9 protein-coding genes are annotated in these 12,432 nt (G+C 56.2%); 2 read left to right on the top strand and 7 right to left on the bottom strand.

Features of this window, described 5'->3' with window-relative positions; genetic code table 11:
* Window positions 1-101: 101 nt before the first annotated feature.
* From NRB16_RS19035 to NRB16_RS19025, 3 genes are all read right to left on the bottom strand, one after another.
* Window positions 102-452, bottom strand: a complete 351-nt coding sequence (locus tag NRB16_RS19035; protein WP_045492974.1) for an EamA family transporter — start codon at window positions 450-452, stop codon at window positions 102-104.
* The gene (locus NRB16_RS19030; RefSeq protein WP_257106679.1) at window positions 453-1,436 is read right to left on the bottom strand and encodes a glycosyltransferase family 2 protein; all 984 of its coding nucleotides are present in this window, start codon (window positions 1,434-1,436) and stop codon (window positions 453-455) included.
* Window positions 1,437-1,676: 240 nt separating this feature from the next.
* Window positions 1,677-2,798: a bifunctional 2-polyprenyl-6-hydroxyphenol methylase/3-demethylubiquinol 3-O-methyltransferase UbiG gene (locus NRB16_RS19025; protein WP_257106678.1), complete on the bottom strand. Its 1,122-nt coding sequence runs from the start codon at window positions 2,796-2,798 to the stop codon at window positions 1,677-1,679.
* Between the two features lie 287 nt (window positions 2,799-3,085).
* Between NRB16_RS19025 and NRB16_RS19020 the strand changes: the two genes are divergently transcribed.
* Window positions 3,086-5,590, top strand: coding sequence for a DUF4214 domain-containing protein (locus NRB16_RS19020; RefSeq protein WP_257106677.1), 2,505 nt, complete (start codon window positions 3,086-3,088; stop codon window positions 5,588-5,590).
* A 387-nt stretch (window positions 5,591-5,977) separates the two neighbouring features.
* Here NRB16_RS19020 and NRB16_RS19015 read toward each other — a convergent pair whose 3' ends face one another.
* The 4 genes from NRB16_RS19015 to NRB16_RS19000 form a co-directional block, all read right to left on the bottom strand.
* Window positions 5,978-6,865, bottom strand: coding sequence for a DUF4214 domain-containing protein (locus tag NRB16_RS19015; protein ID WP_257106676.1), 888 nt, complete (start codon window positions 6,863-6,865; stop codon window positions 5,978-5,980).
* A gap of 364 nt (window positions 6,866-7,229) precedes the next feature.
* On the bottom strand, window positions 7,230-8,123 hold the full coding sequence (locus tag NRB16_RS19010) for a DUF4214 domain-containing protein (protein ID WP_052483550.1): 894 nt from the start codon (window positions 8,121-8,123) through the stop codon (window positions 7,230-7,232).
* A 48-nt stretch (window positions 8,124-8,171) separates the two neighbouring features.
* Window positions 8,172-9,029, bottom strand: a complete 858-nt coding sequence (locus NRB16_RS19005; protein ID WP_257106675.1) for a DUF4214 domain-containing protein — start codon at window positions 9,027-9,029, stop codon at window positions 8,172-8,174.
* 40 nt (window positions 9,030-9,069) lie between these two features.
* Window positions 9,070-9,975 carry a DUF4214 domain-containing protein gene (locus NRB16_RS19000; protein ID WP_253142626.1) on the bottom strand — a complete coding sequence of 302 codons (906 nt, stop codon included), beginning with the start codon at window positions 9,973-9,975 and terminating at the stop codon, window positions 9,070-9,072.
* Between the two features lie 449 nt (window positions 9,976-10,424).
* On the opposite strand from NRB16_RS19000, the gene NRB16_RS18995 reads away from it, so the two are divergent.
* Complete coding sequence (locus NRB16_RS18995; RefSeq protein WP_257106674.1) at window positions 10,425-11,843, top strand: mannose-1-phosphate guanylyltransferase/mannose-6-phosphate isomerase; 1,419 nt, start codon at window positions 10,425-10,427, stop codon at window positions 11,841-11,843.
* Window positions 11,844-12,432: the final 589 nt, after the last annotated feature.

The raw sequence follows: 12,432 nt of genomic DNA, 5'->3' as shown, positions 1-12,432 counted from the left end.
TACCTCGGACGTTATGTCTGTCCAATGCTGTTTGGTTAGCAGTAGGAGCGGGCTTGCTCGCGGCCACGGGAGCTTTGTCGGGCACTCAAGGCCGGTGCGGTCTACTGAAACACCGATACCCAGACACCGACGGCGATGATCAAAGCGCCGGCGAAGGTGTTCCAGTTCAGGCTTTCACCCAAAAAGAAATGCGCCAGGATCGGTACGATGAAAAAAGCCATGGCCATGAACGGGTAGGCCAGGTTCAAGGGCGTGTGCTTGAGCGCCATCAGCCATAGCACCGTGGCCCCGGCATACACCACCAGGGCGATGATCAATTTGATATTGAACGCCGCATCCCACAGCCCGGCCAGCGTGAACTCCAGGGTCGTGGAGGCCTGTTTGAACAGGATCTGCCCGGTCGACAGGGCGATGACAGTCAGGGAAATAAACAGGATCTGGGACAGCGACATTCAAATGTCCTTCGCGGGCGCACGTGAGTATTTCGGGTGGATGGGGCGTTGTGGCACGGACGAAATGTCGTAGGCCAGAAATGCCAGAACCAGCTGGATACCGATGATGATCGGCATGGCCGAGAGCATGACCGTGCCCACCGGCGTCACGGTGCCTGAGCCCCACGAAGCGATCCAGTGATAACCGCCGAACAGGGTGCCGAACAGGACCATCAGCACGCCCATAGGCATCTCGATCGAGGCCAGCGACATGTCGCGCAGGTAGTAGTTGTAAAAGATGCGTTTGACGAAGTTGCGCGAGTGCTTGGCCAGGAACTCGCCGACGATCTTCGAGATCTTCAGGTTGCTTTCTTCATCCCCGTACTTGGCGTCCATGGGAATGTCTTCGACCACCGCGCGCAGGGTATTGAGCCGGAACAGCATGTCGGTCTCAAAGAAATAGCGGCGGCTGATCTTGCGAAACGGCAAGTGCCGGGCCACGTCACGATGAATGGCCGTATAGCCATTGGTGGGGTCGAACAGCCCCCAGTAACCGGACGAGATCTTGGTCATGAATGACAGCACAGCATTGCCGAACAGCCGGATCTTGGGCATGGCGCTGATTTCTTCAAGGTCGTAGAAACGGTTGCCCTTGGTGTAATCGGCCTCACCGTCAATGATCGGCTTGACGAAGTTGCCGATCAGGCTGGGGTCCATCTGCCCGTCGCCGTCGATCTTGACGATGATGTCCATGCCGGCGTCGATGGCCGCCTGGTAGCCGGTCATCACGGCGCCGCCAACACCCTGGTTTTGCTCATGGCGAACAACCGTGACGCGTTCGTCCTGGACATTGGCCGTCACGAAATCACCGCTATGGTCCGGGCAGCAGTCATCGACGACGAAGATGGCCGTCACCTCCGGGCCTATGCTGCTGATGACTCCCAGGATCTGGTTGCGGACCTTATAGCTGGGAATGACGACTGCAATTTTCTGGCCTCGGTACATCGTGACTTCCTGTAAACGTCCCTGGGCATGAGAGGGGAGGGATCGGTTGGTTTCAACCGCAAGTGTGCACGCAGCACGCCGGGTCGGTCGCAGCAAAACAGGCGCAAATAGATTGCGTAGCATTTTGATACGAGTAATCAGGGCGGCGATGCTATCAGAAAGCGCCAAGCCGTTTGCGGATTTTCGGCACGGCATGCAAGGCCGCCAGCCTTGCGCTGACGGCCTCGTCCACGGCCGTGATCAACCGGCTTTCTTTTGCGAGATGCTGTAGAAAATGTCGCCCGGCAGCCGGTTCAGGATCGGCAACGACAACGCCACGCAGGTATAGATGAAGGCTCTGCTGAAGCGGCCCAGATCGCCGGTGTAGGAGATGCGCGCGTGCAGCCCGTCCAGGCTCAGGGTTGGCAGCTTGCCGTCCGTCATGGTCACGAAGTCATGGCGGGTAATCAACTGCTCCAGATTACGGCGGTTGAAGTAATGCACATGTGGGGACGGCAAGCCTTTTTGCCAGAGCCGTTCGAAGGGGTTGCGCAGCGACAGGCGCGCCAGCAGTTTCGACAGCCGGTAAAACACCCCGTCGCTGCTGGGCAGGTTGAGTACCAGCAAGCCGCCATCGTTCAAATGCCGGTGACATTGCTCGATGACCTGCGTGATGTCGGGAATGTGTTCAATGACATCGTTGAACACGATGACATCGAAGCGCTCGTGCGCGTCGAGAGCTTGCGGAAAATACCCCTGGCGCACTGGCAGGCCCTTGTGGCTGACAGCCTCGACCACGGCCTTGTCTGGCTCGATGCCCACAACCTCGAAGCTTTGCTGGGCCAGTTCCAGGAACCAGCCATGGGCACAGCCGACTTCCAGCAAACGACCGCTGGATCGTTCTGATTTGATGCGCTCAAGCAACGTGGTGAAGTTACTGACCCGCAAAGCGCGAAGCCCGTCCTCCCGGGCTTGCTCATCGATCATCTCGTGGGCCGGGTCAGAATTGATGACCGGCTCCAGGGCGGCGCTTTCATAGCGGCAGGCAGGGCACTTGAGGTGCCAATCCTGAAGACCGGGCACCAGGCCAGCGTGACAAACGGGGCATTCCTTATTATTTGCAGTCATCCAGTGGTCCTTATCGACTGGCTGCGCGAGCCTTGGCAACAAGACCGCGCATCCTGAATACATCAGGGCATTAACCGTAGTCGACAAACACCGTTTCCACAAACCGCCCGCCCGATGGCCTTCACTACCAAAACGAATCGCTGCCAGTACCCGCTCCCGCATTAATTGATCAGCATCAGGCCTTTTGTAAGCTTCCCCAAAAAAGCTGCCATTCTTAACGCCGTCAAAAAAATGAAAAATTGAACCTCTATTCATAACTCCATGAAAAACATGGAAAATTTAATATACGAAACAAATTGTTTCAGCGCATTGTGGCTTTTTCGTTAAAAGCTTATGTTCTTTTAGTCTTTCACTTGCTTTTTATATTTCAGGAAAGCAGGTATAAATTTCCTACAGATTTACGCCAGCGTTATCAGCAAGATGCGTCATGCGCGGACCTTCAGGCCGCCGAGGCGCAGCGGCTAAGCCGCACAACTGTCATAAAGTTGCAGTAACACATTTCGTGTCTTTATCGAGCCGTACCCACAAGGAGTTGTACGTATATGAGCACCCAATCTGATCTGGCTGAGCTGTACACCACGTTCTTTGACCGCGCACCTGACGCGGGTGGTCTGGCTTACTGGGTTGCACAAATCGATGGCGGGCAAATCACCCTGGCGCAAGTTGCTGAAAACTGGCTGACTCAACAGCCTGAAGGCCAGAGCAACTTCCCATCTACCCTGACCGATGCTCAATTCATCGAGGCGGTCTACAACAACCTGTTGGGCCGTACCGCCGATGCCGGCGGCGCCCAATACTGGCTCCAGCAACTGCAAAGCGGCGCGGTACCGCGTGACTCGTTCGCCCTGAGCCTGATCAACGGCGCCAAGGCCAACACCTCTACTCAAGGCCTGCAAGACGCCGCCCTGATCAACAACAAGGCCACCATCGGTGTGGCATTCGCCGCCAAGGGTCTGAACGACCTGAGCCTGGCCAATGCCATCGTGCAATCGGTGACCGCCGATGCCAACACCCTGAGCGCCACCCAGGCCATCCTGGGTCTGATCCCGGCAACCACCGCCGGCCAGACCACCGCGATCCTGACCGCGGCCAACCAGCTGCTGACCAAACTGACCGCGCTGATCACTGCCGCGCCAGGTGAAGTGGCTGACGCCAACACCTATCTCAACGCTCTGCTGTCCGGCGCCACCAGCAACACCAACCTGGTGACCTTGTTCACCAACGCCAACACCCTGCTGACCTCGGCTGCGACTGATTCGGCTGCACTGGATAATCCGGCGACTAAAGGGGCTGCTGATGTTGTGGTCGCGACTCCAACGTCGGGTGGTGGTGGTTCGACGCCTACTACGTTTACCGCCACCGTTGATGTCAATGGTGAGCTGAGCTTTGGCGGTACTGCGACTGGCGATATTAGCGTCGCGATTAACGGCGCTGATGTTACATTCACGCGTGGCGGGGTTGATGCAACTTCTGTCACCTTTGGATCGATTACTTCGATTTCCGGTAATGCGCCTATTGTTCTGAATTTCGCAGAGTACGGTGCCTTCAGCTCGAAGCTCTCTGCGACTACCAACATCACGGTCAATGACAACGGCCTGACCGCTGCTAATATTGCGACTCTGGGTGCCGATACGAATGTTGCCTTCATTCGTGCAGCGACTCAGGTACTGGATAAAACCCAATACGCCGCAGCTTCGGACAAGCTCGATGCCGCTGACAGCATTACCGTCAATGACAACACGCTGACTGCTGCTGATATTGCGACTCTGGGCGCTGATGGGAATGTCGACAGCATTCGTGCAGCGACTCAGATACTGGATAAAACCCAATACGCCGCTGCTTCGGCAAAACTGAACTCGGCCGATAGCATTACCGTGGTTGACAACTCCCTGACCGCAGCAGAAGTTGCTGTATTGGGTGCTGATGCCAAGGTTGACGATATTGGCGTATCCCCCCTGACTCTGAACGCTACGCAATTCACGGCTGCCGGTGCCAAGCTGCGCTCGGTGGATACGATCACTATCTCTGATACCGGTACCGCCATTACGAGCGCCATCACTTTCATCACGGCTGAAGCAAGCGTGGTTGACGTGATCAAGGCGAGCGACAGTACGCCTATCACACTCAGTATTGATCAGTTGACGACTATCACCGCAGCCAAGTTCGATGCTGCTGATACCGTTGTAGTTTCTGATCTTTCGGCCAATATTCAGGCCAACCTGACGGCGCTGTTGGCTGAAGGCAACGTCGATACCATCGATTCTAGCGACAACCTTGTGGTCAATCTGACAGTGGCTCAAGCCATTGCGGCTGGCAATACGGCCAAGTTTGCAAATGACGATCTGATCAACGTGACGGGTCTTTCGGCGGATATTCAGACCAATTTGTCGGCCCTGTTGAATGATACAAAGGTCGATACCATCGATTCGACGGAGGATAATACAGCTATCGTGTTGAGCGCAGCGCAAGCAACCAGCGCCAACCTGACCAAACTTGTGGCTGGCGATACCATCAACCTGGTTGATAGCGGTGCGAATCTGCAAACTGCATTGGCTACTCTGGTTGGTATCCAGCCTGCACAACTGGCCAAGATCGATAACATCAACGCCAATGACGATCAACTGACGCTCTCTGCTGTACAAGCGGTGGCACTTGGCGCGAAGCTGACAGATGCCAATGATGTCATCACCATTACCAACTCGCTGGCTCAAGCCGGTCAGGTTATTACCAATGGTGCCGTTGTCTTCCAGACGACCAATGACAAGCTGCAGTTTTCTGCCGCTGAATTGACTGGTGCAGCTGGGTTTATCTCTTACTCTGGCGGTAATACCGCAGTCACGTTTTCCGGCGGTGCGGCCGAGCTGGTTGTGAGTACTGGAGGTACGCTGGTTGCAAGCAGCGCTCAAGCCACATTCTTGTTCGATACTGCCACCGGTACACTGAGCTTTGATGCCGACGGCACAGACACTGCCAACGCTGCTATCCCAGTGCTCACCCTGACTGGCGTCAGTCTCCTGGCTGATGGTGACTTCGCCTTCGTCGCCTGACGCTGCCTCTGTAGGAGCGAGCTTGGTCGCGAAGAGTCCTGCTCAGGCGCTACATAACTAGCGCCTGAAACAGCCTCGTCAAAGCCAGCCAGCCTCTACAAATATGCATCACAGAAAAACCGATCCCGTAACGGGATCGGTTTTTTATTGGCCGTTAATGCACATAAGCGAGCAGTCTTGCACTGAACCTGTGGGACACCTTGGCCGCGAAAGTGCTGGGACAGGCACAAGATGTGTATCGCCAGACCCATAGCTTTCACGACCAAGGTCGTTCCCACCCGGATTCTGACTTGAAATACGGTGGGAACGAGCGGGCGGCGATCCGTCTTGCTCGTGAAAGGGCCAATCCAGATATAGCCCGTGTGGTGACCCAAAGCCCTTAAAAGATCAAACCAGCCACAAACCACCGTTGAGGTCTGCCGAGGTGTTGTTCATGTTCTCTGCGCTTTCTGAGAACGACACCAGCACTTCGCTGGCGGTCATGCCGCCGGCCATGGAGTCTTCCCAGTACTTGAAACCACCTTCATCGGCGTCACGGTGCAGTACGTGTTGGTAGAAGCTATTAATGATCGACTTGTTGTCAGTGGCCGGGGTTAGCGCTTTGAACTCGGCGCTGTCTATAAAGCCTTTGGCGACTTGCTGGAGGGTGATGCCTTTATCCAGGTCATTGATCCAGTACTTCAGGCCGCCCATATCAGGCTGGCGATCAAACGCTGCCTTGTACAGGCGGTAGGCGGCACCGGTGTTCTGCCATTGGCCGACATCCAGTGCCATAACGGCGCCATCGTCACCCAGCTGGATCCGCTCGACGTTCACCAAGGTGTCGACCTTGCCCCAAATGCCTACGCTGTAGCCATTGCCAGTTTGGGCAATGGCCAACTCACCGGCTTGGGCGTTGTAATGAAGAGTATCGACACCGCTGCCTCCATCGTAATAGTCATTGCCCGGCCACGAATAAAAGTGATCGTTACCCCAAGAACCGGTATAGACATCGTTGCCGTATAAGTAGGCAGCCGTATTGGTGTTGCTAATGCTTTGGTTCATGCCAGTGATGGTCGCGAAAGGCTGGCCATTTTTTGAATAGACCAGGCTATCGACAACACCGAAGCGTGCACCGAAATTGAACGACCAGCCATACATTTCAGCGGTGTAGTCACCATAGGTGGCTTTCAGATAGGTGTTGCTTTGAGTGATCACTCGTCCAAAGTACCCGGCATTAGTGGCCGTCTGCAGGTCATTGGGCGTGAAAGGCTGGTTGAAGGTGATACGAGACATCCAAGGAATCCTTTTCCCGGGTGATGGAGACAGCGCGTTTGGCAGTGTTGATTGGCGGGGATTTGTATCAGAAATGACACGCGCAGAATACCGGCGTGTTGAAGAGGGTCGCGCCCACCAAAAACAGCCCTGTCTTTGTGGAAACCGCTGTGGGAACGAGCGGGCGGCGATCCGTCTTGCTCGTGAAGAGGGCAGGCCAGACACAACAGGGTGTATCGCCAGACCCATGGCTTTCACGACCAAGGTCGTTCCCACCCGGATTCTGACTTGAAATACGGTGGGAACGAGCGGGCGGCGATCCGTCTTGCTCGTGAAAGGGCCAATCCAGATATAGCCCGTGTGGTGACCCAAAGCCCTTAAAAGATCAAACCAGCCACAAACCACCGTTGAGGTCTGCCGAGGTGTTGTTCATGTTCTCTGCGCTTTCTGAGAACGACACCAGCACTTCGCTGGCGGTCATGCCGCCGGCCATGGAGTCTTCCCAGTATTTAAAACCACCGGCATCGGCATCACGGTGCAGCACGTGTTGGTAGAAGCTGTTGATGATCGACTTGTTGTCCGTGCCGGGTGTGAGCTTCTTGAACTCGGCGCTGTCGACAAAGCCCTGTGCGACCTGCTGAATGGTTGCGCCTTGGTCCAGGTCGTTGATCCAGTATTTCAGGCCGCCCATGTCCGGTTTGCGGTCAAATGCAGCCTGGTACAAGCGAAAGGCTGCCCCGGCGTTTTGCCACTGGCCAACATCCAGCGCCACGGTGGCGTTGTCTTGTTGAAAGTTGACTCGCTCGATGCTGAACAAGGTGTCTTTTTTGCCCAGGCCTTCGACGTTGCTCAGGGCGCTGCCCATGGAGTCGACGGTGAAGTCTTTGCTCAGCGCGTTGTAATGGATGGTATCGATACCGTCGTCACCGAAGTAGGTGTCGTTACCCAGCGAAGCCTGGAAATCATCGTTGCCTGCCGAGCCTCGGTAGGTGTCATCACCGTCGTAGAACGAGGTGACGCTCGATGCATCGGCGACTTTGACGTCGAGCCCGGTGACGGTCAGAAACACCACGTCGTTCTTCGAGTAGCTGACCCCGGTGAATTTATCGACCTGGGGGTTGCCCGAGCCCAGGAAGCCGCTTACTTCGGCCTTGTAGGTGCCATCGCTGTAGACGATGCGCATGCTGTTGGCCGAAACAACCTGCCCGTTAACGCCTGCATGGGAGGCGCGGTCCAGATCAGTGCTGTCGAAGGGGCTTCTGTAGGTAATAGTTGCCATTGAGAGTCTTTGTCCCGTTTGGAGTTGGAGGTGAAAGGTGATGGGTGATCAGACCAGCCAAAGCCCGCCATTGAGGTCGGCGTTGGTGTTGGCGAGGTTTTCGGCGCTTTCCGAGAACGACACCAGGACTTCACTGGCGGTCATGCCGGCGGCCATGGAGTCTGCCCAGTAGTTGAAGCCGCCTTCATCGGCGTCACGATGCAGAACATGCTGGTAGAAGCTGTTGATGATCGAGCCGGCGTCGTTACCGGGTGTGAGGGCCTTGAACTCGGCGCTGTCGATGAAGCCCTGTGCGACTTGTTGCAACGTGGCGCCATTGTCCAGGTCGTTGATCCAGTATTTCAGGCCACCGGTATCGGGTGTACGGTCGAACGCTGCCTTGTACAGGCGGTAAGCTGAGCCGGCGTTCTGCCATTGACCAACGTCCCGGGCCAGGGTCGAGTTATCGCCTTCGAAGTGGATGCGCTCGATGTCGGGGTTCAGGAAGTCGGTTTTTCCCTCGCCAGTCAGGTTGCCGCCGTTAAGCGTGTAATCGTTTTTTGAGCCGCTGTAATGAACGGTGTCGATGCCGCCATTACCTCGGTAAAGATCGTTACCGGCAGACGCATAAAAATGATCGTTGCCGTCTGAGCCTTCAAAGGAATCACTGCCGGAAAACAACGAGGCGGCACTGGACAGGGAGGTGTCTGGTGTCAGGTTTTGAACCGTCAGGTAGAGGTCGTCGTCTTTGGCAAACTCCGCGCGAAATAGCCGGCCGCCGACCTGCGTTGTATTGACGCTGTAGGCGCCCAGTTCATAGTCGACGGCAGGGCCTAACGCGGATTTAACGTGTTCTGGTGCGACGGCGCGCAGCGCTTGGTCAAGATCAAAGCCATCGAAAGGGCGTTTATAAACTACACGGGCCATAGGGACTCCTTAGCTCCTTAATGTCTTGGATGGACAGTGATCAAACCAGCCACAGCCCGCCATTGAGGTCGGCGTTGGTGTTGGCGAGGTTTTCGGCGCTTTCAGAAAACGACACCAGTACTTCGCTGGCGGTCATGCCGGCGGCCATGGAGTCTTCCCAGTATTTGAAGCCGCCTTCATCGGCCTCACGATGCAGGACGTGCTGGTAGAAGCTGTTAATCAGGGACTTGTTATCGGTGCCTGGTGTGAGTTTCTTGAACTCGGCGCTGTCGATAAAACCCTGGGCGACTTGCTGGAGAGTCGCGCCTTTGTCCAGATCGTTGATCCAGTATTTCAGCCCGCCCTGGTCCGGCTCTCGGTCGAACGCGGCCTGGTAAAGGCGAAAGGCTGCGCCGGTGTTTTGCCATTGGCCAACGTCCAGGGCCAGGGTCGAGCCGTCACCGAAGTTAACCCGTTCGATGTTGACCAGCGTGTCGGTTTTGCCGGGTGTCTGCAGGGTATAACCGCTGTCGGTGGCGGTTACGCTGGCGCTGGATCTGCCGGTGGTATAAGCCACGGTATCGATGCCCGCGCCGCCGTCGTAATGGTCGTTGCCTGTACCACCGATCAGCAGGTCATTGCCCGCAGAGCCGATGATGGTGTCGTTGCCTTTGAGGACTTCGCGCATGGCGCCTGCCATGTCGAAGTTGTAGACATACTCGGCCATGATCGCGGCGTCGATGTTCAGGTCGGTGACTTCGTAATACAGGCCGTTTTGATAAGCGCTCGTCGCGGTCAACGTACCGCCGCTGAGTTCGCCGTTGCTGTACTGGAAAGAACCGAAATAATCCTGGGTTCTGACGCCATCGGTAGCCCTGATATGCCCCGCATCGGCAATGGGAAATTCGCCATCCCAAGCCTGGAGGGTGTTCATATTGATGGGTTGATGAAGCTTCAGCGTTGCCATTGATCCTCCTGGGTTCGAAGGCTGGCCGCGCACGATCATCATGAATCGAACTAAGGGTATCCAGCCCGTACTTCTGTATCGACGTTTACAGGTGGCCGATACAAATTTGTAACCTTCGACCTCGTAATGGATCCAATTGTTCCGTATTGATTACAATTCGTGCTAAAGCCGCGCTGAATGAGTGAAAATACGGGGCTTTCAGAGAAGATCGCAGCGAGATTGTGGCTAAACGCCATTTATCCATCGAGGGTCTTGAACTCTTGCCAGCAAGCCATGTTCTGAGCAGCGTTCATTGCCTCGAATGACTTCGATGTCAAGCCAGTGCAGCAGGCTTGTAACACCTATAAAACACCGGCGGGACTCATACCCGCTTTATATTGCATCCCCCTTACAGCCCCCGGATAATGCGGCCCTTCGCATGCCCGCGTGGCTATCAGAATGGAGCTTCTATGTTCACCCCTGTAATTCTGGCTGGCGGTAACGGTTCACGGCTGTGGCCGCTGTCGCGGCAGAGCTTCCCCAAGCAATTTCTGGCCCTGGACGGTCAGGATCAGGGGACGATGTTTCAGCGCACCCTGGCGCGCCTGGACGGCCTGGAGCACTCGCCAGCCCTGGTGGTGAGCAACGAAAACCATCGCTTTATCGTCGCCGAGCAACTGCGTGTGGCGAAGATCAAGAGCCAGCGCATCATCCTTGAGCCGCTGGCGCGCAACACCGCGCCGGCCATTGCTCTGGCGGCGCTGCAAGCCATCGTAGACGGTGCCGATCCGGTGCTGCTGGTGCTGGCGGCCGACCACCACATTCATGACGAGCAGGCGTTTCGCAACGCCGTGCAGGTCGCCCAGGCGCATGCCGAGGCGGGCCGTCTGGTGACTTTCGGCATCACCCCGACGCATCCTGAGACTGGCTTCGGTTATATCCAGTGTGGCAAGGCCATTGAGCAGGGTGGTTTCGCGATCGCCGCGTTCAAAGAGAAGCCATCGCCGGAGCTGGCCGCCGAGTACCTGTCTTCAGGGGCTTACCTGTGGAACAGCGGCATGTTCATGTTCCGTGCCTCGGTGTTCCTCGCCGAGCTGGAGCGTCATCGCCCGGATATTCTCAGTGCTTGCCGGGTGGCGCTGGAGCATGCGCAGACCGACAGCTACTTCACCCATGTACAAGCCGAGCAGTTCGCCCTGTGCGCTGACGAGTCGGTTGACTACGCGGTGATGGAGCACACCGAAGCCGGTCTGGTGGTGCCGCTGAACGCTGGCTGGAACGATCTGGGCAGCTGGTCGGCGATCTGGGATGTCGGCCCGCATGATGCCAACGCCAACCGCCTGGAAGGCGACGTGCTGGCCATCGACACCAACAACTGCCTGGTGCAGTCGCATCACCGCCTGGTGGCCACCGTGGGCGTCGAGGACCTGATCGTCATCGAGACCAAGGACGCCATCCTGGTGGCCAACAAGCACGACAGCCAGCAGGTCAAGGACGTGGTCAAGCGTCTGCAGGCCGAAGAGCGTCCCGAGTTCGTCACCCATCCGCTGGTCAACCGTCCGTGGGGCCATTACGACACCATCGACAAGGGCGACCGCTACCAGGTCAAGCGCATCAGCGTATTGCCGGGTGAATGCCTGTCGCTGCAACTGCACTACCACCGCGCCGAGCACTGGATCGTGGTGTCCGGTACCGCCAAGGTGACCTGTGATGACCAGGAACTGATCCTCTCCGAGAACCAGTCGACTTATATCCCGCTGGGCGTCAAGCACTCGCTGGCCAACCCGGGCAAGGTGCCGCTGGAACTGATCGAAGTGCAGTCCGGTGCCTATCTGGGCGAGGACGACATTGTGCGGTTTGAGGATCGTTACGGGCGTCTGGCCAAGTAAACCGATGTCGGTGGCGCTTGCGGGCTAGCCACTATGTTCGGTTAAAGGCGCAAATCCCGGTGGGAGCTGGCTTGCCAGCGAAGGCGAAGGCACATTCGCAGCAGATGCTGTGACTTTAGAGGTGCCCTTCACCGACTCTTTCGCGACCACGGTCGCTCCCACCGGAATCGAATCAGGTTCGATAATCGCTGAACGGATCTGCATTCTCCTGTCGGCGCACCATGAGCGCCTGGCTGTAAATACTTTAGCATCTGCCAAAAGATGCCCTTTCTATTCTGCTTGCTCATACCTTATGAACTGTCTATTTCGAGACTTGCAAAGGTACGCAGGTATTTCTCGACAGATGAGCTGGCAACGGGTTCCAAGGCGCAGGATAAAGCGAGTTATCAAGAAAGTGCCTATCTATATAGTTTTATAACTTTCAGGTATTGAGTTTTATTGGCGTCAATTGAATGGCTGTTTAATTTAGCCAGAATTGATTATGTCCTTATCAAAAACGACGTCGTTAAATATTTTTATAGAAGTTGCCTTGTCTGTTTGAGATGCTCGGAAAGCACCCTGTAACAAAAATTTTCAGGGGCGTCGCTTA

It is taken from the genome of Pseudomonas sp. LJDD11, assembly GCF_024584215.1.
Lineage (GTDB): Bacteria > Pseudomonadota > Gammaproteobacteria > Pseudomonadales > Pseudomonadaceae > Aquipseudomonas.
The sequence above is the reverse complement of the archived record's forward strand: the minus strand, read 5'-3'. Positions and strand labels throughout refer to the sequence as shown.